We start from the raw sequence: 23,504 nt of genomic DNA on the forward strand, positions 1-23,504 counted from the left end.
CGAACAACGGGTTCCCGCCCCTAAGCTGGCAATCATGACCACCGTACTCCGCCAGCCCACCGCAGAGGGTGTCGCCCTCGCCGCCCGTCTCGTGTCCGAGATCCTGCCCCAGACCCCGCTGCTGCCGCTAGAGGTCGAGGGTCGAACGATCTGGTGCAAGGCCGAGAACCTGCAACCCGTCGGTGCTTTTAAGATTCGCGGCGCCTGGCATCGCCTTTCCGCGCTCACGCCGGAAGAGCGCACGGCAGGCGTCGTCGGCGTCTCCAGCGGCAACCATGCGCAGGGTGTCGCCTGGGCCGCACGCAAGCTGGGCATCGCCGCGACGATCGTCATGCCGGTCGATGCCCCGAGCGTGAAGCTCGCCAATACCCGCACGCTCGGTGCCGAAGTCGTGCTCTACGATCGGCCCGGCGGTGAGGACCGCGACGAGGTGGCAAACCGCGTCTGTGCCGAGCGCGGCGCCACGCTCGTCCATGCCTATGGCGACCCGTGGGTCATCGAAGGTCAGGGGAGCACCGGGATCGAGATCGTCGCGCAGATGGCCGCGATGGGCATCGACGGTCCGAATCAGATCGTCGCGCCGTGCGGCGGTGGCGGGCTGACCGCCGGTCTGGCGCTGGCCTGCCCCGGCGCCGCAATTGTCCCGGTCGAACCCGAAGGCTGGGACGATGTTGCTCGCAGCCTTGCCAGCGGCACGATCCAGCGCATCGCGCCCGATGCCCCGCCGACCGCCTGCGATGCGCTGCAAACGCCCGCGACATGGCCGATCAACTTCGCGATCCTGAAAGAACGCTGCCCTTTCGGCCTGATTGCCACACCCGCCGAAATCCGCGCGGCGCAGCGGCTTGCCTTTGCAAAGCTGCACCTCGTAATCGAACCGGGCGGCGCCGCAGCACTGGCCGCCGTGCTGGCAGGCAAGGTCGAACTGACAGACCGGACTGCCGTGATCCTTTCGGGCGGGAACACCGATGCCCCCGCCTTTGCCCAGGTTATCGCGAGCGACGATTGACAGTGATGGGGGCGTTCTGGGATGCCCCCGCGCATGGATTTGGACGATCAGCTTCGCCGCTTCTTCGGCACCGAGGACCTCGCCACGCTTTCGCCCGACGCACTCGAATCGGGCGTTGAGCGTATGCAGGTGGAATTCGGCCTCGAAACCGATTCGGGCCGCCGCTTCGCGCTCTGGGCACTGATGCACATGTTCGGCGCGGCTCCCGGCCTCGACGTGGCGTTCGACAACGAGGCTGATCGCAATTCCGCCCGCGATTTCATGGATATGCTGGACAAGGTTCAGGGCGGCTGAGCGCACCCTGAACTCTCGTCAGTCGCGGATAAACAGGCTCGCCAGCTCGACATGGGTCGACCAGCGGAACTGTCCCACCGGGCGCAGTTCCGCGAGCCGGAAGCCTGCCTCGATCAGCCGCACGCCATCGCGCGACCAGCTTGAGGGATTGCACGAGATATAGACCACACGCTTGACCGTGCTGTCGGCGATGCATTCCACCTGTTCGCGCGCACCAGCCCGTGGCGGATCGAGTACGACGGCAGAAAACCGATTGAGTTCATCGGGTTGCAGCGGGTTGCGGAACAGGTCGCGATGGACGCTGAACACTGGCAACTGGGCCTTGTCCGCTGCCGACTTGCAGGCGAGATGGGCATCGCGCGCCGCTTCGGCGGCAAGGACCTTGGTTTGTGGCCCGGCGAGCGCCAGTGCAAACGTGCCAAGACCGGAAAACAGATCCGCGACAAAAGGTTGCCCTTCCAGCCAGCGCGTGGTCGCAGCCACCAGCGCAGCCTCGCCATCGAGCGTCGCCTGCAGGAACGAGCCGGGGTTGAACGGGACAGAGACCGATCCCAGACGGACAGAGACCGGTTCAGGCTCCCACACCGTCTCGAAACCGTAACCGCCGTCCATCGTCAGGCGTGCCAGACCATGCGCGCGCGCAAAATCGAGCATGTCCTCGGTCGCAGAGAGCCCCTCGGCGGTCAGCCCCTTGATGCCGAGATCGACGCCCTGCTCGGTCAGCGTCATCTCGATATCCGCAGCCATGCGCGCCTGCTGGTGTTTGACCGGGCCGCGCGGTCCCTTCTTGGCAGGAGCGGCCTTGCCCATCGTGATGAGCAGCTTGCGCAAAGGTCCAACGAGCGCGAACAGCTCCGGCGCCATTACATGGCACTCGGTCAGTTCGACCAGCCGGTGCGAACGCGCCTCGCGAAACCCGATGACGATCCGCCCGCCCGAACTTTCCGCACGCAGCGAAACGCGGCGACGGCTTTTCGGTGGCGAAAGGTAAGGCGCGGCGATCGTTTCGGCACCTAGTTCCTGCGAAGATGAGGCGTTGGCGACCCGCGCCTCGACAAAGGCGATCAGGCTCTCCTCATCCAACTGCTGGAGCTGGCAGCCCCCGCAACGCCCGAAATGCGCGCAAGGCGGCTCGACGTGATGCGCCCCCCATTCAAGCGTACCGTCGGCGAGCAGCATGTCGCCGGGCGCCGCGCCCCAGGCAAAGCGGCCACTGGCCGTGATGCCATCGCCCTTGGCGGCGATGCGCAGGATTTCCTCAGAGCCGAAGTCCGGCTCGGGTGCGGTTTCGTAGATGTCGTCGTTCACAGGCAGGCCGCTAGCGCAGCGGGTATCGCCTGCGCAAGCTGTCCTGCGATGAAGGCCGGGCGGCAATGCCGTGCAGCGTCACCATGAAGCCACACTCCCTGACAGGCCGCCTCGAACGCCTCGGCACCCGTAGCGAGCCTGCTGGCAATCGTTCCCGCGAGAACATCGCCCGTCCCTGCGGTGGAGAGCCATGGATTCGCGCCTGCCGAACAGGCCAGTCGTCCATCGGGCGCGGCGACCACGGTATCCGGTCCCTTGGCGACCACGATCATCCCGCTCGCCCGCGCCAGCGCGAGCGCCCGCACGGTCTTGCTGCCGCTGCCGTCGAGATCGAACGCGCGTTCCAGTGCAACCAGTTCGCCTTCATGCGGCGTCGCCACAACCGGCGCATCGCGCTCTGCCAGCAAACGTGGCGCAAGCAGCACCAGCGCATCGGCGTCGAGCAACACCGGCACCGGATCGGCCAGCGCCGTGGCCAGTCGTTCGCGCGCGACGCCATCGCGACCAAGGCCGGGGCCGACGAGCACGGCGGCATTGCGGTGATCGGCCAGCACTTCGGCGAGATCGCCGGTATCGACCACGAGGTCTGCGGGGCAGTTGCGCTTGCTCTCGGCAAACAGCTTCACATAGCCCGCACCGGCACCCTGCGCCGCAAGGCTGGCGAGGATCGCCGCACCGGGCATCGCCCCGCCGACGACCGCGAGCAGCCCACGCGTATATTTGTGGGCGTCGGCATCGGGCCTTGCGATCCTCGGGCGGGCGATCATCCTCGCCGCGCCATCGACCGGCGCGACGCCGATCGGAACCAGCCGCTTCTCGCCCATCATCGCACAGGCAGGCATCAGCACATGGGCAAATTTCCAGACGCCGAGCGCCAGCGTCAGATCATACGACGGCAGCCCCGGATTGAGCGCCATGCCGGTATCAGTCTGCACGCCGCTAGGCAGATCAATCGCGACCCTGTGGCGATGCTGCGCAGCAAGCACATGCAACAGTGCCAGTGCTTCGCCTTCAAGCGGACGTGAAAGACCCGATCCGAACAACGCATCGACGAAGACATCGCCGTGCGCGGTCGCATCTGCATCTTGCAATATCTCCCCCTGCCACAAGGACCGGGCGCGCTGCGCCGCCTCGGCCTTGGGTTCAAGGGGGGCGATCAACACGACATCGCCGCCCCGCTTGCGCAGTGTCTCGGCCAGAACATAGCCATCACCGCCATTGTTTCCGGGGCCACACAGCACGGTCACGCGCCTGCCCGCCGCCATGCGCCAGATCCATTGCGCAGCGCCTTCTCCGGCGCGTTTCATCAGTTCGTGAACATCTGTGCCGGTGGCGATCAAGGCCTTTTCGGCCTCGCGCATCTGAGCGGCAGTCAGGATCATCCGGCTTTACTCGCTTCGTCAGGCAGCATCATTCGAGGCAACGCTGGCGCTCCCCGCCGGTTGCGAAGCACCATCGCTCTCGACATGTGCGGGGAAGCGGTAACGATCACTGCCGACGCGCACTTCGAGCTTGCCGTCCGAAAGCCGCGTCGAGGCCGAAAGCGCCCCGTCAGCGACCGCAATGCCGCTGCCGTCCTGCATCACCTCGAAGCGGCGGAAACCACCATCGGGATGATGAACGACCAGCGAGAGTTGGCCGCCCACCTCGACCCGCTGCACCGTACAATCCGGCTTGAACGCCTTTTCGCCGCCGACCGCGCAAGCGATCGTGTCCTGCCCGACCGCTGCCGCATCGGTGTCGCCGGAACGAGAGCAACCCGCTGCAAATGGCAGGATCGCCATCGCGGCGACGATAGATGTGAGGCGGGCGATTGGACGGGAAACACAAGCCATTCGCAAGGGATACCGTCTGTGTGCGAGGCTTGATAGTCCACCTTGACGGAATGGCATGAGGTGTGGCGAAAATGCCGCCGTCCGCGAAAGCAGGCTGGCGCACGAAGAGACAAACGCCAGCGAGCCACCGCCCCGTCTGGGCGGAACGATGGCTCGCAGTTTTCTTGCCTAATCCGTCCGGCGCGAGAATCAGCCGCGCTTGAGCTGGCTCACGTCGCGGATGGCGCCCTTGGCAGCGCTGGTGGTCATGGCAGCGTAAGCCTGAAGTGCGGCGGACACCTTGCGCTTGCGCGGGTGGACCGGCGACCAGGCATCGGCGCCGCGCGCTTCCTGCGTGGCGCGGCGGGCTGCCATTTCCTCGTCGCTGATCATCAGGGTGATCGAGCGACCGGGAATGTCGATGGCGATAGTGTCGCCGTTCTCGACCAGACCGATCTCGCCGCCCTCTGCTGCCTCGGGCGAAGCGTGACCGATGGAGAGGCCCGAAGTGCCGCCCGAGAAACGACCATCGGTCAGCAGCGCACAGGCTTTGCCGAGGCCCTTCGACTTCAGATAGCTGGTGGGATAGAGCATTTCCTGCATGCCGGGGCCGCCACGCGGGCCTTCGTAGCGGATCACTACCACGCTGCCTTCGGTCACTTCACCGCCGAGAATGCCAGCAACCGCCGCGTCCTGGCTTTCATAGACGCGGGCAATGCCAGTGAACTTCAGGATGCTCTCGTCCACGCCCGCCGTCTTCACGATGCAGCCATCGCGCGCGATGTTGCCGTAGAGCACGGCAAGACCGCCATCCTGGCTGAAGGCGTGCTCCTTGGATCGGATGACACCCGCTTCGCGGTCGAGGTCCAGTTCCTTCCAGCGACGATTCTGGCTGAAGGCGACCTGCGTGGGCACGCCGCCCGGTGCCGCCTTGTAGAACTCCTGAACCGAAGGCTCGTTGGTGCGCGAGATGTCCCAGCGATTGAGTGCATCGCCCAGCGTGCGGGCATGGACGGTCGGCTGATCGCCGTGCAGCAGGCCTGCGCGCTCCAGCTGCCCCAGGATCGCCATGATGCCGCCTGCGCGGTGGACGTCTTCCATATGCACATCGGACTTCGCGGGCGCGACCTTCGAAAGGCATGGCACCTTGCGGCTGAGACGATCGATGTCCTGCATGGTGAAATCGACGCCCGCCTCGGCGGCAGCGGCCAGCAGGTGGAGCACGGTATTGGTCGACCCGCCCATCGCGATATCAAGGCTCATCGCGTTCTCGAACGCCTCGAAAGTGGCGATGCCGCGCGGCAGGACGCTCTCGTCCTCCTGCTCATAGTAACGCTGGCACAGATCGACAACGAGGCGCCCGGCCTCGCGGAACAGGCGCTCGCGATCGGCATGGGTCGCCAGCGTCGAGCCATTGCCCGGCAGCGAGAGGCCGAGCGCTTCGGTCAGGCAGTTCATCGAGTTTGCGGTGAACATGCCCGAGCACGATCCGCAGGTCGGGCAGGCCGAACGTTCGATCGCCTTCACTTCCTCGTCGGTGAAGCTCTCATCAGCGGCAGCGACCATCGCGTCGACCAGATCGAGCGCGTGCTCCTTGCCGCGCAGCACGACCTTGCCGGCCTCCATCGGCCCGCCCGACACGAAGACCACCGGGATGTTGATGCGCATCGCTGCCATCAGCATGCCGGGCGTGATCTTGTCGCAGTTCGAGATGCACACCATTGCATCAGCGCAATGGGCATTGACCATGTATTCCACGCTGTCGGCGATCAGGTCACGGCTGGGCAGCGAATAGAGCATGCCGTCGTGGCCCATGGCGATACCGTCATCGACTGCGATGGTGTTGAATTCCTTGGCGACGCCACCTGCCGCCTCGATCTCGCGGGCGACGAGCTGGCCCAGATCCTTGAGGTGGACGTGGCCGGGCACGAACTGCGTGAACGAGTTTACCACCGCGATGATCGGCTTGCCGAAGTCATCGTCCTTCATCCCCGTCGCGCGCCAGAGGCCACGCGCGCCCGCCATGTTGCGGCCGTGGGTGGAAGTGCGGGAACGATAGGCAGGCATTGTGGGGACTCCGGTATGCTTCGATAAAGAGAGAAGCGCCGCCCCTACTCCACTCTTACGCGCAATCGAAGCAAAAAATGAACTCACATATCGAGTTTTAGCGCAATTTTATTACAGATGCGCGCAAGCCGCTCGGCCCAGAGCGCCTGCCCCTTGGCATCGGCGATGAGATCCTGACGCACTTCGACCCCCAGATAGGGACGCCCGTCGGCTTCGGCATGACGGTTCATCGTCGCGTTCAGCACCTTGCCCGAATAAGGCAACTGGTCGCCGACGATCAGGCCTTCGGCTTCCAGCAGAGGGATGGCGATCCGTGCAGCGCGGTCATCCTCGTTATAGAGAATGCCGATCTCCCACGGACGCGCCTGTGCGGGATCGCTCTCCAGCGACGGCGTGAAGCTGTGGAGCGAGAGGATCAGTTGCTGCGGTACTGCATTAAGCAGACGCTCCAGCCCCTCGTGATAGGGCCTGAAGAAGCGCGCGAGGCGCTGATTGCGACCCTCCGCATCAATCCGGTTACCGGGAATTTCGTGACCGTCCGAGACTTCGGGAACCAATCCCGCCGCGCCCTCGTCGCGGTTGAAATCGCACACAAGGCGGCTGACGCGAGCGAGATAGGCGGCGATGCCCGGCCGTACCATCGCTTCGGCAACCCCCGCCACACCGATATCGACCGCGATGTGCAAGTCCATCAGCGCCGGATCGATACCGAGATCGATCCCGTCCGGCACTCGGTTCGAGGCATGGTCGGAGACGACCAGCAGGCCGCCGAACTTCGGCTCTCCGATCAGGCAGGCAACGTCTGCGTAGTCATCCATATTCATCGCAGCGCTCCTGCCAGTTGCCACCATTCGGGGTGTTCCTCAACAATCCGCGCGGCAGCGGAATCGCGGGCCTCAATATCGTCATAGAGAGCAAAGCACGTCGCGCCCGAGCCCGACATACGCGCGAGAAACGGAGCGTTTGAGGCCAGCGCAGCCAGCACATCGCCAATCACCGGGCACAACGCGAGCGCGGGTGCTTCCAGATCGTTACGACCCGCCAGCGCGATATGGCGCAAGCTGCCCTGCGACATGGCGCCGCGATCGATACCATCCCACGCCTTGAACACCGGGCCGGTCGGCACCGGCGCGCGCGGGTTCACAAGCAGCACCGGACAACCGGCCAGGTCGTTTTCGGCCACTTCGGCAAGGTCGGTTCCTGTTCCGGTGCCGATACACGGGCGCGAAAGCACGCAGGCGGGCACATCAGCACCCAGCTTCGCGGCGCGCGCAAGCCAATCATCCGGCAGCCCCTGCGCGCGCTCGACCATGCGAAACACCGCGCCTGCATCGGCAGAGCCACCACCGAGGCCCGCCGCCACCGGCAGGCCCTTGTCCAGCGTAACCGCCCAGCCCTCAGGCCGGGGCAATGCCCCGAGCGCCTTGGCGACGATATTATCGAAGGAATTGTCCAGCGTACCTGCAAACTCGCCATGCGTTTCCAGCCGATCCATATCGGCGGGGCGCACGGAGAGTTCATCCCCCGCATCGACGAAGGCGAACAGCGTTTCGAGTTCGTGGTAGCCGTCCTCGCGCCGCCTGCGGACATGGAGCGCGAGATTGATCTTGGCGTAAGCGGTTTCGGTCAGGTGCATCGTGGCCCTTCCCTGAAACGGACAAGGCCCCGGAGCAACCCCCGAGGCCTCGTGATGATGCGCTTTTATGCGGATCACATATTCGGATAGTTCGGACCGCCGCCGCCTTCTGGCGTTACCCATTCGATGTTCTGGGTGGGATCCTTGATATCGCAGGTCTTGCAGTGGACGCAGTTCTGCGCGTTGATCTGCAGCTTCGCCTCGCCAGCATCCTCGACGAATTCGTAGACGCCTGCCGGGCAGTACCGCGCTTCCGGCCCCGCATAGAGCGGCAGGTTCACCCGCGTCGGAACCGTCGGATCCTTCAGTTTGAGGTGGACCGGCTGGTCTTCCTCATGGTTGGTAAACGAGAACGAGACGCTGGTCAGGCGGTCGAAACTGATGACGCCATCGGGCTTGGGATAGACAATCGGCTTGTAGAGATCGGCGCGCTGCGTCTCGCTGGCGTCGGTGTGGTGCTTCATCGGTTTGGCCAGACCAAAGCCGAACAGCTGGCGCAGCCACATATCGGCACCTGCCAGGATCGTGCCCAGCGTGCCGCCGAACTTCGCGACCATCGGCTGTGCGTTCTGGACGAGCTTCAGTTCCTTGGCGATCCAGCTGTCGCGCACCGCAGCATCGTATTCGTCCAGCGCATCGGCCTCGCGCCCGGCTGCGATGGCCGCAGCGATGGCATCGGCGGCAAGCATGCCGCTCTTCATCGCGGTATGCGTGCCCTTGATGCGCGGGACGTTAACGAAGCCCGCCGAGCAGCCCGCCAGCACACCGCCGGGGAACGCGAGTTTCGGCACCGACTGCCAGCCCCCCTCATTGATCGCGCGCGCGCCATAGGCGACGCGCTTACCGCCTTCGAGGATCGCGCGGATTTCCGGGTGCTGCTTCCAGCGCTGGAACTCCTCAAACGGGTAGACGTAGGGGTTCTTGTAATCGAGCGCGGTCACGAAGCCGAGCGAGACCTGCCTGTTCGCCTGATGATAAAGGAAACCTCCGCCCCAGGTCTCGCTCTCCGACAGCGGCCAGCCCTGCGTGTGAATCACGCGGCCCGGCACATGCTTGTCTGGCGCGATGTCCCAAAGCTCTTTGATGCCGATGCCGTAGACCTGCGGCTGGCAATCGGCTTCGAGGTCGAACTTTTCTTTCAGGCGCTTGGTCAGGCTGCCGCGTGCGCCTTCGCAGAACACCGTGTACTTGCCGAGCAGGTTCATGCCCGGCTGGTAATCGTCGCGCGGCTCGCCATCGCGGCCCACGCCCATGTCGCCGGTCTGCACGCCGATCACGGCGCCATTGTTGTCATAGAGCACTTCCGCGGCAGGGAAGCCGGGGAAGATCTCGACTTCCAGTTCCTCGGCCTTCTCGGCCAGCCAGCGACACAGATTGCCCAGCGATCCGGTGTAGTTACCCGCATTCGAGAGGAACGGCGGCATGATCGCATGCGGCATCGCGCGCTTGCCGGATTTGGAGAGCACCCAGTGCCAGTTGTCCGTCACCGGCGTTTCGGCAAGCGAACAGCCCAGCTCGCGCCAGTCGGGCAGCAGTTCGTCGAGCGCCTTGGGATCGATCGTCGCACCCGAGAGGATATGCGCGCCGATCTCCGAGCCCTTTTCCAGCACGCAGACCGAAAGATCGGGCGAGACCTGCTTCAGCCGGATCGCCGCCGAAAGCCCGGCAGGCCCGCCGCCGACGATCACCACGTCGTAAGGCATCTCTTCACGTTCGGTCATGGTCGTCCTTCAAAGCCCTGAGCCCGCGCGCCGTCCTGATGGCGACGGGATTTGTCTGTGCACGCAATTTAGTCGCGCGATTAATATCGATCCAGCCTTGATTGCTGGCAAGCGAGAGGTCAAGAGCCGTAACCATGGTTCAGCCGCCAAATCCAGAAAATTGGGACGGGAATATCCCGTTCGATGTGCGCTTCGATCCCCGCACGGCTATTTCGGGCGCGCTCGACTGGTGGCGTGAGGCGGGTATCGACAGCGATTTCCTCGACGAGCCGCGCAAATGGATCGTGCCCGAAGGCGAGGACGACAACGGACGCCCCCCCCCCCGCCTGATTGCCGCCGCCGAACCCGAAGGTCCGCTTCTGCCGCCGCGCCTCGATGGCGACATGCCAGAGACACTCGCAGCGTTTCGGCAATGGTGGCTGGAAGCACCTGTGCTGGACGACGGCCGCACCGGTGGCCGTGTCACCCCGCAAGGGCCGGAAGGCGCTGCGCTGATGGTGCTGGTCGAACAACCCGAGATCGAAGACGCCGACTCTCTTCTTTCCGGGCCGCAGGGGCGGCTGCTCGATGCGATCCTCACGGCTTTCGAGCTAAGCCGCGAAACCGCCTATATCGCCAGCGTGCTCCCGCGCCATATGCCCGCCGCCGACTGGCGCGCACTGGGCGAGCGGGGACTGGGCGACATCGTGTCGCACCACGTCGCCCTGGCGCGCCCGCAGCGGCTCCTGACCCTTGGTGGACACATCCTGCCGCTCATCGGCCACGAGTTACCGCAACGCCCTGCCGTTTTAACGCAATTTAACCAAGGAAAGAATGAGATCCCCATGTTGGCCACACGGGACCTCTCTTCGATGCTGCACAGACCGCAGGCGAAGGCAGTTCTCTGGAAGGCCTGGCTGGAATGGACCGCGCAGCGCTGAACGCTCCGCACCCCTGCCAGCCGACAGAAGGGCATAGCGCTCAACGGGCGCGATGCTGAAACGGGCATGGGGCTCGACAGGACTAGACGCTTGGTTGCACGGCCCACGGATCGGCGCTGCGCATCAAGAGCGGGATCAGGGACGACACTTTGACGAAACGGAACGGCGTGGGTGCGGCAACCCGCAGAACTTTCGTAGCCATTGCGATGCTGATGGGAGCCTCTACGGCGACCCCGGCGCTCGCGAACAGCGCAGCGGTCGATTACTTCCGCGCGCGGGCCGACAGCACGGCTGTCCCGACCCTACTTAGCCAGGACGACCGCGGCTATTACGGCAGGATCTTCGCAGCGATTGATGCCAAGGACTGGCGCACGGTGCAGTCCCTGCTCGCCCAGCAGAGCACTCAACCGGACAGCAACAACCCACTCCAGCGCGAGGCCGTGGCAGAGTATTACCTCGCCGCCGGTTCGCCCAGAGTACCGCTCGCAGATCTCCAGACCTGGCTGGCTGGCGGCACGCAACTTCCGGGTGCCGACCAGATCAGCCGTCTGGCGCTGAAACGCGGGGCAGGCAGCATTCCTGACATGCCGCTCGAACAGCAAGTGGCCCGCCTGCCATCGTTGCCCAAGCGTACCCGCCCTGCCCCCACCAACGACGGCACGATGCCGCAGCTGGTATCGAACAACATCCTCGACCGGATCAGGAACGACGACCCGCAAGGCGCCCGCGTTCTGCTCGACGGAATCGACGCCACGCTCAGCGACAGCGCGCGGGCCGAATGGCGCCAGAAGGTGGCATGGAGCTACTACATCGAGAATCAGGACGCCAATGCCTATCAGATGGCGCAACTGGCGACACAAGGCGTCGGCCCCTGGGTGGGCGAGGCATGGTGGACAGCCGGGCTCGCAGCCTGGCGCCTGAACGATTGCGAAGGCGCGGCCGAGGCTTTCCGCAACGCTGCCAGGTCCTCGGATAACGACGAACTGACCAGCGCTGCCTATTACTGGCAGGCCCGCTCGCTGGTGCGCTGCCGTCGCCCCGAAGAGGCGACGCCGGTGCTACGCATGGCGGCCAAGCGCGACGAGACGCTTTACGGCATGCTGGCGGTAGAACAGCTTGGCATGCGCCTGCCTGCCCAGCATGCCGATGCCGACTTCACGATGAGCGACTGGCAGAAGCTGCGAGACAACCCGAATGTCCGCACCGCCGTCGAACTGACCGAAATCGGGCAGGACTCGCTGGCCGACGAAGTGCTGCGCCATCAGGCGCGGATCGGTGATCCGGGGCAATATGGGCCGCTGAGCCGCCTTGCCCGCGATCTCGGCCTGCCCTCCACGCAGTTGTGGATGGCCTATAATGCGCCGCAGGGTGGTCGCCCCGATCCCGCCTCACGCTTCCCCACCCCCAAGTGGACGCCGGTGGGGGGCTGGAAAGTCGATCCCGCGCTGATGTATGCGCACACGCTGCAGGAATCGGTGTTCAATACCGACATCGTCAGCCCGGCAGGCGCACGCGGATTGATGCAGGTGCTGCCCAGCACGGCGGGGGACTATGCCTCCGTCGTCGGCGTGCCCGCGACGACCAGCAATCTCAACAAGCCCGAGGTCAACCTCGCCTACGCACAGCAATTCCTCGACAGCCTGCGCGACCAGCCTGCAACGCAAGGGCTGCTGCCCAAGGTCATGGCCGCCTACAACGCCGGGATCGTGCCGATCTCGCGCTGGAACACGCAGGTCAATTCGCAGGGCGATCCACTGCTCTGGATGGAATCGCTGCCGTACTGGGAAACGCGCGGCTACGTGAACATCGTGCTGCGCAACTACTGGATGTACGAGCGGCAGGCAGGCGGAGATTCCGAAAGCCGCATGGCGCTGGCACAGGACATGTGGCCCACCTTCCCCGGTCTTTCCGGTTCGAAGGGCGTGCGCATGGCGGTGAACGGCGCGCTGATCGGCCAGCCGGTCGCGATGAACACCGATGCCGACGCCCCTGCATCTACCCGTCCGCAGTTCGCCGACAGCCGCGACTGAGCACGCATCACATGGCCATCGACACCACGCGGACATTCCGTCCGATCCGCATCGCCCTGCTGACGGTTTCAGACACGCGCGGGCCTGACGAGGACACCTCGGGCGACATCCTTGCCGGACGCATCGTCGGTGCCGGGCATACGCTCGCCCATCGCGCCATCGAACGCGACGACGCCGGGAAGATCGCCAGACTGCTCAACCTCTGGATCGACGATCCCGAAGTCGATGCTATCATCTCCACCGGGGGAACCGGGCTGACCGGGCGCGACGTGACGCCAGAGGCGCTCGACCTTGTGAAGGACAAGGACATTCCCGGCTTCGGCGAAGTGTTCCGCTGGCTGTCCTACAAGACCATCGGCACATCCACGGTGCAGTCGCGCGCCTGCGCTGTGCTGGCGCGAGGTACCTACATCTTTGCCCTGCCCGGCTCCAATGGCGCCGTGAAGGACGGCTGGGACGGCATCCTTGCCGAGCAACTCGACAGCCGCAACCGTCCCTGCAATTTCGTGGAACTGATGCCCCGCCTCCGCGAGGTTTGAGGATCACCCAAACAGCGGGAGCGCAGCAGCCTCCTCATCGCTGAGCGCGATGCCGAAGGTTTCGCGCAGAAGCCATGCATATTCGCCCGAGGTTTCGATCTCGCGCACTTCGCGCGCCTCGCCACCTGCGCGATAGATTGACAGGCGGCGATCGCTCAAGGCCGCAAAGCCATCGGGCAGCACCACGCTGGCGACATGCGCGGTGACGAAGCGGGAACCGGGCCGGGTCGAGGTCCAGTGACTACCCATTTCCAGATCCTCGGGCCAGACCTGTGCGGTATCGAAAACGTACTGCACCTGCCATTCGCCATGGTCAGCCGCGCGTCCGTCCGTCGCGGCGGAAGGGCCTGCACGCTCTACCATCCATTCGCCGTCCAGCGGCAACTCAGGGCCAGTACGTCGCACCCGGTGACGCGCGCCGTCCGATGTTTCTGCCGTGTAACCATCCTCCAGACGCAGCGGCGGAACGTAGCTGCCCCCAAAGCCCGCGTCGGCCAGCCAGCTTTCGCCGGGGCCGGTTCGGACCAGCAGCAGCGTATGCGTGCGCGGCGGCACCACTTCCGGCGCAAGCCCCAGTCGTACTCGGGCCAGCAGCGGGCGATTCGGCAGCCCGATCTCGGTCAGCACATCGGCGAACAGGCGGTTCTGTTCGAAGCAGTAGCCACCGCGACCACGAACGACGAGCTTGTCGAACACCGAAGGGGTATCGATCAGGATCGGGCGGCCCAGCGGAATATCGAGGTTCTCGAACCCGATCGCCTGGCGATGCGCCGCCTGCAACAGGGCGAGCCCTTCGGCATCGGCAGAAGGGGCAGCCGCAAGGCCGATGCGCGAAAGATAGCGGGAAAGGTCCATAGCAGATGCGCTTACGACGCCCGCGCCCTGTGGACAAGTCTGCGCAAAATCGGTGAACAGAATGCGGACAACCTGTCGACTACTGGCTGCTCGGCATATCGCCATGCCCCTGGAAAGGCGGTCAGCATCGCTGAACGCAAAATTAATTTTTTACGTGCAGTCGCATTTTTTCTGCAACTTGTCGCACAAGTGCTCGTTCGACCCGTGACAACGGGAGAACTGTCACATGCCCCCCACTACCATACCACGGCGCCCCTGGTTCAGCGGTGCCGTCTTTATCCTCGTCGGACTGGTGCTCGCCATCGGCGGCGTCTGGCTCGCCGCCGTTGGCGGATCCCTCTATTACCTCATTGCCGGTATCGCCGTCGCAGCGACCGGCGCTCTTTTGTTGATGCGCAGCCCTTGGGCCCTGTGGCTCTATGGCGCGACCCTGCTGGGCACGACGCTCTGGGCCATCGGCGAAGTCGGCTTCGATGGCTGGAGCCTTGAGCCCCGCCTCGTCGCGCCGCTCATTCTCGGCCTCTGGCTGCTGCTGCCCTGGGTCCGTCGCGGACTTATCGGCAACGGTGCCGGAACCGGTGTTGGCCGTACGGCTGTATGGGCACCCGCTCTCACCTCGGCCCTCGCCGTCGTCGTGTTGATCATCGGCTTCGCCACGCCCGTCGGCATCAACGGCACCGCCACGGCCCGCAACTATGCAGGGCAAGTGGACGATACCGTTCCTGCCTCCGACTGGTGGTTCTACGGTCGCACCCCCAAGGGTGATCGCTTTTCCCCGCTCGATCAGGTCAACACCGGCAACGTGAAGGACCTCAAGGTCGCGTGGACCGCGCAAACCGGCGATACCATGCGTCCCGGCGAGGACATTGGCGGCACTGATGCGGGCCACGAGTTCAACTTCGAAGCCACGCCGATCAAGGTCGGCGATACGATGTATCTGTGCACCGGCCATTCGTGGGTCGAGGCGATCGATCCGGCCACCGGCAAGATCAAGTGGAAGTTCGATCCCAAGGCGCAGACCGATGCCGACGTCTACCTCGCCTGCCGCGGGGTGTCTTACTATCAGGCGCCTGCGGGCAAGAGCAGCGTCTGCCCCACCCGCATCATCGCACCTGTGCTCGATGCACGCGTCGTCGCGCTGAATGCCGAGACCGGCAAGCCCTGCTCGGACTTCGGAAACAACGGCTTCATCGACCTCAAGCAGTATCTCGGCCACGTTCCGGCCGGTTTCCACTTCGTCACCTCACCGCCGCTGGTCCTGCATGATCGCATGATCCTGGGCGGATGGATCTACGATAACCAGGCCGAACAGGAACCTTCGGGCGCCGTCCGCGCCTTCGATCCCATCTCGGGCAAGATCGTCTGGGCCTGGGATGTCGGCCACCCCGATCAGGTCGTCCATCCCGGCGACGGCACCGAACTGACGCGCGGCACGCCCAATGCCTGGGGCGTCTACACCGCCGATGCGGCGCTCAACACCGTCTACCTGCCGCTCGGCAACGCCACGCCCGACTACTACGGCGGCAACCGTCGTCCGTTCGACAACGCTTACAATTCGTCCATCGTGGCGCTCGACATCACAACCGGTCAGCCCAAGTGGCATTTCCAGACCGTCCATCACGACGTGTGGGATATGGATCTGCCGATCGGGCCGTCGCTGGTCGATCTGCCGATCAATAACCAGATGGTCCCGGCGCTGGTCCAGTCGAGCAAGCGCGGAGAGTTCTTCGTACTTGATCGCCGCACCGGCAAGCCGCTGGTCGAAACGGTTGAGAAGAAGGTGCCCACCAATGGGGTTCCGGGCGATACCCTGTCGCCCACGCAGCCCTACTCGCCGGGCATTCCCTCGGTGACGCCGGCTGATCTGGTCGAGAACCACCTGTGGGGTGCGACGCCGATCGATCAGATGATGTGCCGCATCCAGTTCCGTCAGTCGGCCTATCAGGGGCAGTTCACGCCGCCCCAGCTCAAGCCGACGATAGTCTATCCCGCCTTCGACGGCGTGATCGACTGGCACGGTGCGACGATCGATCCGGTCCACAAGCTGCTGATCGCGAATGCCAACTACATTCCTTTCCGCATCACCATGTTGCCGCGCGGTCCGTTCGAGAAGAACGGCAGCGTTCCGGCGTGGAACGGTTCGGGCAACGAGCCCAAGCTGGGTGCGCCGGTCGCACCGCAATACGGCACGCCCTATGTCGGCAAGGTTCATCCTTGGCTGAACCCGCTGGGCGTTCCCTGCAACCCGCCGCCATGGGGCACGCTGACCGCGATCGATCTCGTCAGCCACAAGATCGTCTGGCAGCACCCGATCGGTGACACCCGCGCCACCGGCCTGTTCGGGACGCACACTAACCTGCCGATGAAGACCGGTATCTTCAACATCGGTGGCAACATGGCGACCGCAGGCGGTCTGGACTTCATCGGTGCGACGGCGGACGACATGTTCCGGGCCATCGACACGAAGACCGGCAAGGTTCTGTGGCAGGTCCGGCTTCCCGCCGGTGGCAATGCCACGCCGATGACCTATTCGGTCAACGGACGGCAGTACATCGTGATCGCCGCAGGTGGTCATGGTGGCCTTGGCACCAAGACCGGCGACTATGTCGTCGCTTACGCCCTGCCGCAGAACAAGTCCTGATGAAGCAGGCGATTTCGGTGGCGGCCTTTATGGCCGCCACCATCGTCGCGAGCCCCGCCCTCGCGCAAGAGCAACAACAGACACCGGAGAGCGATGCGACTGCAGCAGCGGGAGAGGCCGCAGTCCAGTCCGGTGACGTCAATGCAGGAGGACACCTGCTGGGAGACTGGGGTGGTTTCAGGACCGACCTGTCCGACAAGGGCATCGATATTTCGGTGGGATACCTCTCGGAAACGGGAAGCGTGGTTTCCGGCGGCCTGAAACACGGAACGGCCTATGCCGACCAGTTGAAATTGCAGGCCGACGTCGACCTGCAAAAGCTGGTGAACCTGCGCGGATGGAGCATCCACGGGCAACTCGTTTCACGCCATGGCGTGAGCGCGAGCGCGAAGTACCTCGGTGATGATCTGAGCGCAGTGCAGGAAATCTACGGCGCGACCGGCAATGCCGATATCCATCTCGGGCACCTCTATCTGGAGCACATAGCATCCGGGGGCGGCTTCACCCTCGACGAGAAGATCGGCCGCATCCCGGTGGGCGAGGATTTCAACACCTCTCCCCTTTACTGCGGGTTCCTTTCGCTGGGAATCTGTCCGCAGCCGCGCGGGCAGTCGATCGACCAGAGCTATTCGCTCAACCCCAGCGCCACCTGGGGCGGCCGGATCAAGGCCGCGACGGCCAACTGGTACGTTCAGGCCGGTGCCTATCAGGTACGCCCACGCTACGGCGGCCCGGATGGCTTCGACTGGGGCTGGTCGCACACGATCGGCACCGAGATACCCGTCGAAGCCGGTTGGACGCCCCGCTTCGGCCCCGACAAGCTTCAGGGCCACTACAAGCTGGGCGTAACCTACGACACCAGCGACCGCCCCGACCTTCGCACCACATACAGCGATCACGACCATTCGCTCTCGCTCTATGCCAGCTTCGACCAGATGCTGGTGCGAACGGGCAAGAACGGCACGGACGGGCTTATGGTGCTCGGTGGATGGACCCATGCCAACCGGCATACCGCGATCTTCCGCGACTATGCCTTTGCGGGCCTCATCGCCAAGGGTGTCATTCCATCGCGTCCTGCAGATAGCATCGAGGCGTTGGTGGCGCATGGCTGGATCAGCCAGTCGCTCACCGATGCGCAGGAACTGGCGCTCGCAGCCGGAGAGGAACTGCCGACCGGGTTCCCGCCCGCACCGGGTTCGTTCAACGGCCCGGCGACAGCCCCCGGCATACAGACCTCAACCACGACCTATGAACTGGGCTATGCCTTCTCGATCAAGAGCGGGTTCACCGTTACGCCCGACGTCCAGTACGTCGTGCAACCGGGCGCCACCACGGCCGTGCGCAATGCACTGGTGCTGGGTGGCCGGGTCCAGATCGACCTGTAATATCGAAAAGGGGCGCGAGACCGGTTCCGTCTCGCGCCCCTTTTCTCGGGATCAGGTGATCACGTCCGGTGCGGTGCGCCCGGTATGCCGAACGATCCCGGCAATCTCCTCTGCGGCAGCGATCAGCGAGGCGAGCATATCACCCGTCTCTGCGTCGAGATCGCCATCTGCCGGAACATAGCTTTCCAGATAGACCCGCAACGTTGCCCCTTGCGTGCCCGTGCCCGAAAGGCGGAACACCACACGGCTGCCGTCCGCGAACAGCACACGAAGACCCTGATTAGCGCTGACCGAGCCATCCACCGGATCGGTGTACGAGAAGCTGTCCGCCAGCTTGACCGTCAGCGATCCGAAGCTCTGACCGGCAAGGCTTTCCAGCTTCCCGGTGAGTTCGGCGATCAAGGCTTCGGCAGCGGGCTTGTCGACCGCTTCATAGTCATGCCGCGCGTAGTAATTGCGGCCGAATTTCGCCCAATGCTCGCGCGCGAGTTCATCCACCGAGATGCCGCGCACCGCCAGAATGTTGAGCCACAGCAGAACCGCCCAGAGGCCGTCCTTTTCGCGCACATGGTCGGCGCCGGTTCCCGCACTTTCCTCGCCACAGATCGTAACCTTGCCTGCGTCGAGCAGCGTTCCGAAGAACTTCCAGCCGGTAGGCGTCTCGTAAATGTCGATCCCCAGCGCCTCGGCCACGCGGTCAGCGGCGGCGCTGGTCGGCATCGAGCGGGCGATACCCGCCGGGCCATTCTTATAAGCGGGGGCGCAATGCATATTGGCTGCCAGCATCGCCAGCGAGTCGGACGGCGTGATGAAACGCCCGCGCCCGATGATGAGGTTGCGATCGCCATCGCCATCCGAAGCCGCACCAAGCACGGGAGCGCTCTTGCCCATCATTAGGTCGTACAGATCTTTCGCATGGATCAGGTTCGGGTCAGGGTGATGCCCGCCGAAGTCTTCCAGCGGCGTACCGTTGACGACAGTGCCCTTGGCGAAGCCCAGCCGGTTTTCGAGAACCTCATGCGCATAAGGCCCGGTGACGGCGCTCATCGCATCGAAGCGCATGGTAAAACCTGCTGCGACAGCCGCGCGGATCGCGTCGAAATCGAAGAGGGTTTCCATCAGGTCGGCATAGTCCGTCACCGGATCGAGCACGGTGACAATCATCTCGCCAACAGCGACATCGCCCAAAGCGTCGAGATCGATGTCCGGCGTTTCGAGCGACAGCCAGCGTTCAATTGTCGTGGTGCGCTCCAGAATCGCCTTCGTGACACTTTCGGGCGCAGGGCCGCCATTGGCGATGTTGTATTTGATCCCGAAATCCTCATCCGGGCCGCCGGGATTGTGGCTGGCCGACAGGATCAGGCCACCGCTGGCGCCGTACTTGCGGATGACATTGCTCGCCGCAGGGGTCGACAGAATACCACCCTGCCCCACCAGCACGCGGCCATAACCGTTCGCCGCCGCAATGCGGATCGCCTGCTGGATCACGGTGCGGTTGTGAAAGCGTCCATCTCCGCCGATCACCAAGGCTGCGCCGGACTCGGGCGAAACCGCATCGAACACCGACTGGATGAAATTCTCGGCATAGTTGGGCTGCTGGAAAACCTTGACTTTCTTGCGCAGGCCGGAGGTTCCCGGCGCCTGTCCATCGTAAGGCTGGGTGACATGGGTCAGGACGTTCAAGCAGGTATCTCCATCGAGTTGGCGATGACAGGATTACGGACATCGGATTAAGAAATCCGCCACCGCATTGTTCCTCCGACATTACTTTCGATGGTGACGCCGTGAAGTCAAATCCTTGTCAGCCGAGGCGAACCGGCACGCAGGACGGGCGGAACGACGCAGGCCAGCGCTTCCCATGATGGATAAGGCCCGATTGCCCGCTCGCGCCGGATATGCGCCGTGAGCCCGAGGGTCATCACGACCAGCTGTATCCAGCTCGGCATGCGCTGCATGATTGCGTAGGCCAGCATATCGATGTCCGTGAACGCAAACCTATAGCAGTGCGCCAGAACGGCAATGATCTGCGCGGCGCCCAACCACAGGGGATAGACCCGGTTCGCCCTCATCGCGACAACGAATATCGCGGCCATGACCCAGAGATCGTTCAGGAAATGCCCGATGTTGCCGCGATCGATCACGATGCCCGGCTGACCGAAAATGCCATGATAGGCAAAATCGAAACCGATCATTCCCAGCAGGATCGATGATAGCCAGCGTTCCGGCGCGGCTCCGCGCCGGAACGAGACTATCACCAGAACGACAAGGCCGAACCACTGGAACCAGGCCCTGATGAACCAGAGCGTCTCAAGCATGAAGGCCTGCCAGAGCTCCACGGTTCGCCCCGGATCTGAACGTCAGGCTGCGTCGCGCAGCAGGGAGGCGTCCAGCAGGCCCGTATTGTCCGGGCAATTGCCGTCTTCGTCGCCACTCGCCCGCAATTCGCGGTTGAGGTCGAAAAGTTCGCGATGGATTTTGAGCATATCGGTCTGCGAAGCAAGCAGCGTGCGCTGGGTCTTTGCCAGACGTAAAAGCGCCGCTTGACCGGTATAGGCCGCCACGCCTTCCGTCTGGCGCGCCAGCAGCATCGTTTCCATCAGACGGGTGGATGCGAGCAACGCCTGATCGAGCGACAGTTCGGCTTCGGGAAGCTGGCGACCGATACGGGCGCTGGCAACGGCAAGAGTCATCGTCATAAAAGTCCCCCGGCAAACACGGCTCGTCCGCGTTGCCCCCAACCAGAAAGAGGGAAGGTTGGCCCGACTTCTGAAAAAAACGAACATCCGCCGGCACGATCATGTCAGATCACTCAGAGCCCGAACGACGGTCAACCCCAAGACCGCCGTCAACAGCATTCCCATTGCGATCATGACCATGGCAGCAGTCCGGTTCAATCGTCCGGTCGGTCCATCGAGCACCTTCGGGACGATCCGCCCATCCTGTCTGGAACCGGGCATCTCGTCCTGCCGTTGAGGAACCACAATTGCCGCGGTTTGGTTAACCTGAGGAATCTTATCTGGTACTGGATTACAGGCTTCTTCCATCTCCGTCAGGTATTGCCGGTAAACGCGCGCGAGTTCGTTGCGGGGGGGGGATCCCGAGCGGCTACGCACACCCTCGATACGCTGATTGACAGCACTCTCGGAAATACCGAGTTCCCAGGCGATTTCCTTGCTGGTGCGATTTTCGGCCACGAAGCGCAGAACTTCGTGCTGTTTTGCTGTCAGTTCCGGAAGAAGAACACGGATGCGACTCGTCGCGTCGTCCTGCACGCCGCGACTGTCCTGCCCGCCATTATCCATCACTCAGACCAAGCCTCACTCCACGCTGCCGCTCCCCCCGGTTCGGCTAACGAGTTGTGAACTATACGCTTGTTTCTGTTAACCTATCAAGTCAATGCGCACGCACCGCGATCAAAGCCACCGTCGGGCGGTGACTGTCGTCACTCTGCGATCATTCCTCGCCCATCCGCAGCGCAGCGATGAAGGCTTCCTGCGGAATCTGGACATTGCCATATTCGCGCATGCGCTTCTTGCCTTCCTTCTGCTTTTCCAGAAGTTTCTTCTTTCGGGTAATATCGCCGCCATAGCACTTGGCGGTCACGTCCTTGCGCATCGCCGAAATCGTCTCACGCGCGATCACCTTGGCGCCGATCGCGGCCTGAATCGGGATCTTGAACATGTGGCGCGGGATCAGGTCCTTCAGACGTTCCACCAGAGCACGGCCGCGCGGCTCCGCCTGGCTGCGGTGAACCACCATCGAGAGCGCATCGACCGGCTCGTTGTTCACGAGGATGTTCATCATCACGAGGTCGCCTTCCTGAAGGCCGATCTGCTCATAATCGAAGCTGGCATAGCCGCGGCTGATCGACTTGAGACGGTCGTAGAAGTCGAACACGACTTCGTTCAGCGGCAGCTCATACGTCACCTGCGCACGCCCGCCGACATAGGTCAGGTCCTTCTGGATACCGCGGCGGTCCTGACAGAGCTTCAGGATCGAGCCGAGGTATTCGTCCGGCGTGTAGATCACCGCCTTGATCCACGGCTCCTCCATGAAGTCGATCTTCACCGGATCGGGCATGTCGGCCGGGTTGTGCAGTTCCTTCACGCTGCCGTCGGTCATCGTCAGGCGATAGACCACCGAAGGCGCAGTGGTGATAAGGTCGAGGTCGTATTCGCGACTCAGGCGCTCCTGGATGATTTCCAGATGCAGCAGGCCGAGGAAGCCGCAGCGAAAGCCGAAGCCCAGCGCCGCGCTCGATTCCATTTCGAAGCTAAACGAGGCGTCGTTGAGACGCAGCTTGCCGATCGATTCGCGCAGCTTTTCGAAGTCGTTGGCATCGACCGGGAAAAGACCGCAGAACACCACGGATTGTACTTCCTTGTAGCCCGGCAGGGCCTCGGTAGCGCCCTGCTTCACGGTGGTGATGGTGTCACCAACCTTGGCCTGCTCCACTTCCTTGATCTGCGCGGTGATGAAGCCGATCTCACCGGGGCCGAGTTCAGGCAGGTCGATGCGCTTGGGCGTGAAGCAGCCCACGCGGTCGACCAGATGGTCCGTACCGCCCTGCATGAACTTGACCGGCAGGCCCTTCTTGATGACGCCGTCGATCACGCGCACCAGAATGACGACGCCAAGATAAGGGTCGTACCAAGAGTCGACCAGCATGGCCTTGAGCGGCGCATTGCGATCGCCCTTCGGCGCCGGAATCTTGGCGACGACAGCTTCGAGAATCTCGTCGATACCGATGCCCGACTTGGCCGAGGCCATCACAGCTTCGGACGCATCGATGCCGATCACTTCCTCGATCTCGTTGCGCACTTTTTCCGGTTCGGCAGCAGGCAGGTCGATCTTGTTGATGACAGGCACGATCTCGTGGTCGTGCTCGATCGACTGGTAGACGTTCGCCAGCGTCTGCGCTTCGACGCCCTGCGCGGCATCAACCACCAGCAGCGCGCCTTCGCAGGCAGCAAGACTGCGCGACACCTCGTAGGCGAAGTCGACGTGGCCCGGCGTGTCCATCAGGTTCAGCTCGTAAGTGATCCCATCGGACGCCGTGTAGTTCAAGCGCACGGTCTGCGCCTTGATGGTGATCCCCCGCTCCTTCTCGATATCCATGTTATCGAGTACCTGCGCGCTCATCTCGCGGTCGGAGAGGCCTCCGGTGCGCTGGATCAGGCGGTCGGCAAGTGTCGACTTGCCGTGGTCGATATGGGCAATGATCGAGAAATTTCGGATCTGGGCGAGGTCTGTCATGAAAGCGCCGTTAGCAGCGCTTTTCATCG

General features: G+C 63.7%; 20 protein-coding genes. 7 read left to right on the forward strand and 13 right to left on the reverse strand.

Features of this window, described 5'->3' with window-relative positions:
* Positions 1-34 precede the first annotated feature (34 nt).
* Positions 35-1,009 (forward strand): threonine ammonia-lyase, encoded by a 975-nt coding sequence (locus tag AC3EC3_RS05010; protein ID WP_488488540.1) that lies wholly within the window; start codon positions 35-37, stop codon positions 1,007-1,009.
* A 33-nt stretch (positions 1,010-1,042) separates the two neighbouring features.
* Positions 1,043-1,303 (forward strand): hypothetical protein, encoded by a 261-nt coding sequence (locus tag AC3EC3_RS05015; protein WP_488488541.1) that lies wholly within the window; start codon positions 1,043-1,045, stop codon positions 1,301-1,303.
* Positions 1,304-1,321: 18 nt separating this feature from the next.
* Here AC3EC3_RS05015 and AC3EC3_RS05020 read toward each other — a convergent pair whose 3' ends face one another.
* From AC3EC3_RS05020 to AC3EC3_RS05050, 7 genes are all read right to left on the reverse strand, one after another.
* A complete protein-coding gene (locus tag AC3EC3_RS05020; RefSeq protein WP_488488542.1) occupies positions 1,322-2,611 on the reverse strand; it encodes a class I SAM-dependent RNA methyltransferase in 1,290 nt (429 codons plus the stop codon).
* Positions 2,608-3,993 carry an NAD(P)H-hydrate epimerase gene (locus AC3EC3_RS05025; RefSeq protein WP_488488543.1) on the reverse strand — a complete coding sequence of 462 codons (1,386 nt, stop codon included), beginning with the start codon at positions 3,991-3,993 and terminating at the stop codon, positions 2,608-2,610. Before AC3EC3_RS05025 ends, AC3EC3_RS05020 begins: the two co-directional genes overlap by 4 nt.
* An 18-nt stretch (positions 3,994-4,011) precedes the next feature.
* Positions 4,012-4,446: a hypothetical protein gene (locus AC3EC3_RS05030; RefSeq protein WP_488488544.1), complete on the reverse strand. Its 435-nt coding sequence runs from the start codon at positions 4,444-4,446 to the stop codon at positions 4,012-4,014.
* A 189-nt stretch (positions 4,447-4,635) separates the two neighbouring features.
* Positions 4,636-6,492 (reverse strand): dihydroxy-acid dehydratase, encoded by a 1,857-nt coding sequence (ilvD, locus tag AC3EC3_RS05035; protein ID WP_488488545.1) that lies wholly within the window; start codon positions 6,490-6,492, stop codon positions 4,636-4,638.
* An 83-nt stretch (positions 6,493-6,575) separates the two neighbouring features.
* Positions 6,576-7,316, reverse strand: a complete 741-nt coding sequence (locus AC3EC3_RS05040) for an N-formylglutamate amidohydrolase (RefSeq protein ID WP_488488546.1) — start codon at positions 7,314-7,316, stop codon at positions 6,576-6,578.
* Positions 7,313-8,128 carry a 4-(cytidine 5'-diphospho)-2-C-methyl-D-erythritol kinase gene (locus tag AC3EC3_RS05045; protein WP_488488547.1) on the reverse strand — a complete coding sequence of 272 codons (816 nt, stop codon included), beginning with the start codon at positions 8,126-8,128 and terminating at the stop codon, positions 7,313-7,315. The genes AC3EC3_RS05040 and AC3EC3_RS05045 overlap by 4 nt, the downstream gene beginning before the upstream one ends.
* Before the next feature lie 74 nt (positions 8,129-8,202).
* Complete coding sequence (locus tag AC3EC3_RS05050) at positions 8,203-9,849, reverse strand: electron transfer flavoprotein-ubiquinone oxidoreductase (protein WP_488488548.1); 1,647 nt, start codon at positions 9,847-9,849, stop codon at positions 8,203-8,205.
* A gap of 134 nt (positions 9,850-9,983) precedes the next feature.
* Here AC3EC3_RS05050 and AC3EC3_RS05055 point away from each other — a divergent pair, with 134 nt between their 5' ends.
* From AC3EC3_RS05055 to moaB, 3 genes are all read left to right on the forward strand, one after another.
* A complete protein-coding gene (locus tag AC3EC3_RS05055) occupies positions 9,984-10,769 on the forward strand; it encodes a uracil-DNA glycosylase family protein (protein WP_488488549.1) in 786 nt (261 codons plus the stop codon).
* Between the two features lie 212 nt (positions 10,770-10,981).
* Positions 10,982-12,799 carry a lytic transglycosylase domain-containing protein gene (locus tag AC3EC3_RS05060; protein ID WP_488489202.1) on the forward strand — a complete coding sequence of 606 codons (1,818 nt, stop codon included), beginning with the start codon at positions 10,982-10,984 and terminating at the stop codon, positions 12,797-12,799.
* A gap of 11 nt (positions 12,800-12,810) precedes the next feature.
* The gene (gene moaB, locus AC3EC3_RS05065) at positions 12,811-13,338 is read left to right on the forward strand and encodes a molybdenum cofactor biosynthesis protein B (RefSeq protein WP_488488550.1); all 528 of its coding nucleotides are present in this window, start codon (positions 12,811-12,813) and stop codon (positions 13,336-13,338) included.
* 3 nt (positions 13,339-13,341) lie between these two features.
* Here the strand turns inward: moaB and AC3EC3_RS05070 are convergent, their stop codons facing one another.
* Entirely contained in the window at positions 13,342-14,193 is an 852-nt protein-coding gene (locus tag AC3EC3_RS05070; protein WP_488488551.1) for an arylamine N-acetyltransferase family protein, read from the reverse strand.
* 226 nt (positions 14,194-14,419) lie between these two features.
* Between AC3EC3_RS05070 and AC3EC3_RS05075 the strand changes: the two genes are divergently transcribed.
* Both AC3EC3_RS05075 and AC3EC3_RS05080 read left to right on the forward strand, forming a co-directional pair.
* Complete coding sequence (locus AC3EC3_RS05075) at positions 14,420-16,834, forward strand: membrane-bound PQQ-dependent dehydrogenase, glucose/quinate/shikimate family (RefSeq protein WP_488488552.1); 2,415 nt, start codon at positions 14,420-14,422, stop codon at positions 16,832-16,834.
* Positions 16,834-18,219 carry a carbohydrate porin gene (locus tag AC3EC3_RS05080; RefSeq protein ID WP_488488553.1) on the forward strand — a complete coding sequence of 462 codons (1,386 nt, stop codon included), beginning with the start codon at positions 16,834-16,836 and terminating at the stop codon, positions 18,217-18,219. The genes AC3EC3_RS05075 and AC3EC3_RS05080 overlap by 1 nt, the downstream gene beginning before the upstream one ends.
* Positions 18,220-18,270: 51 nt before the next feature.
* Here AC3EC3_RS05080 and AC3EC3_RS05085 read toward each other — a convergent pair whose 3' ends face one another.
* The 5 genes from AC3EC3_RS05085 to lepA form a co-directional block, all read right to left on the reverse strand.
* Positions 18,271-19,902 (reverse strand): alpha-D-glucose phosphate-specific phosphoglucomutase, encoded by a 1,632-nt coding sequence (locus tag AC3EC3_RS05085; RefSeq protein ID WP_488488554.1) that lies wholly within the window; start codon positions 19,900-19,902, stop codon positions 18,271-18,273.
* Between the two features lie 107 nt (positions 19,903-20,009).
* Positions 20,010-20,534, reverse strand: coding sequence for a hypothetical protein (locus tag AC3EC3_RS05090; protein WP_488488555.1), 525 nt, complete (start codon positions 20,532-20,534; stop codon positions 20,010-20,012).
* Between the two features lie 42 nt (positions 20,535-20,576).
* On the reverse strand, positions 20,577-20,909 hold the full coding sequence (locus AC3EC3_RS05095; RefSeq protein ID WP_488488556.1) for a hypothetical protein: 333 nt from the start codon (positions 20,907-20,909) through the stop codon (positions 20,577-20,579).
* A 105-nt stretch (positions 20,910-21,014) separates the two neighbouring features.
* Positions 21,015-21,521, reverse strand: coding sequence for a helix-turn-helix transcriptional regulator (locus AC3EC3_RS05100; protein ID WP_488489203.1), 507 nt, complete (start codon positions 21,519-21,521; stop codon positions 21,015-21,017).
* 151 nt (positions 21,522-21,672) lie between these two features.
* Positions 21,673-23,475 (reverse strand): translation elongation factor 4, encoded by a 1,803-nt coding sequence (gene lepA / locus AC3EC3_RS05105; RefSeq protein WP_488489204.1) that lies wholly within the window; start codon positions 23,473-23,475, stop codon positions 21,673-21,675.
* Between the last annotated feature and the right edge of the window lie 29 nt (positions 23,476-23,504).

This window comes from Novosphingobium sp. BAM6 (assembly GCF_057784955.1).

Bases quoted from the DNA above. Each gene is read 5' to 3' on its own strand.
- AC3EC3_RS05010 (WP_488488540.1), top strand. From the start codon at position 35: ATGACCACCGTACTCCGCCAGCCCACCGCAGAGGGTGTCGCCCTCGCC.
- AC3EC3_RS05015 (WP_488488541.1), top strand. From the start codon at position 1,043: ATGGATTTGGACGATCAGCTTCGCCGCTTCTTCGGCACCGAGGACCTC.
- AC3EC3_RS05025 (WP_488488543.1), bottom strand. From the start codon at position 3,993: ATGATCCTGACTGCCGCTCAGATGCGCGAGGCCGAAAAGGCCTTGATC.
- AC3EC3_RS05030 (WP_488488544.1), bottom strand. From the start codon at position 4,446: ATGGCTTGTGTTTCCCGTCCAATCGCCCGCCTCACATCTATCGTCGCC.
- ilvD (WP_488488545.1), bottom strand. From the start codon at position 6,492: ATGCCTGCCTATCGTTCCCGCACTTCCACCCACGGCCGCAACATGGCG.
- AC3EC3_RS05040 (WP_488488546.1), bottom strand. From the start codon at position 7,316: ATGAATATGGATGACTACGCAGACGTTGCCTGCCTGATCGGAGAGCCG.
- AC3EC3_RS05045 (WP_488488547.1), bottom strand. From the start codon at position 8,128: ATGCACCTGACCGAAACCGCTTACGCCAAGATCAATCTCGCGCTCCAT.
- AC3EC3_RS05050 (WP_488488548.1), bottom strand. From the start codon at position 9,849: ATGACCGAACGTGAAGAGATGCCTTACGACGTGGTGATCGTCGGCGGC.
- AC3EC3_RS05055 (WP_488488549.1), top strand. From the start codon at position 9,984: ATGGTTCAGCCGCCAAATCCAGAAAATTGGGACGGGAATATCCCGTTC.
- AC3EC3_RS05060 (WP_488489202.1), top strand. From the start codon at position 10,982: ATGGGAGCCTCTACGGCGACCCCGGCGCTCGCGAACAGCGCAGCGGTC.
- moaB (WP_488488550.1), top strand. From the start codon at position 12,811: ATGGCCATCGACACCACGCGGACATTCCGTCCGATCCGCATCGCCCTG.
- AC3EC3_RS05070 (WP_488488551.1), bottom strand. From the start codon at position 14,193: ATGGACCTTTCCCGCTATCTTTCGCGCATCGGCCTTGCGGCTGCCCCT.
- AC3EC3_RS05075 (WP_488488552.1), top strand. From the start codon at position 14,420: ATGCCCCCCACTACCATACCACGGCGCCCCTGGTTCAGCGGTGCCGTC.
- AC3EC3_RS05080 (WP_488488553.1), top strand. From the start codon at position 16,834: ATGAAGCAGGCGATTTCGGTGGCGGCCTTTATGGCCGCCACCATCGTC.
- AC3EC3_RS05090 (WP_488488555.1), bottom strand. From the start codon at position 20,534: ATGCTTGAGACGCTCTGGTTCATCAGGGCCTGGTTCCAGTGGTTCGGC.
- AC3EC3_RS05095 (WP_488488556.1), bottom strand. From the start codon at position 20,909: ATGACTCTTGCCGTTGCCAGCGCCCGTATCGGTCGCCAGCTTCCCGAA.
- AC3EC3_RS05100 (WP_488489203.1), bottom strand. From the start codon at position 21,521: ATGGATAATGGCGGGCAGGACAGTCGCGGCGTGCAGGACGACGCGACG.
- lepA (WP_488489204.1), bottom strand. From the start codon at position 23,475: ATGACAGACCTCGCCCAGATCCGAAATTTCTCGATCATTGCCCATATC.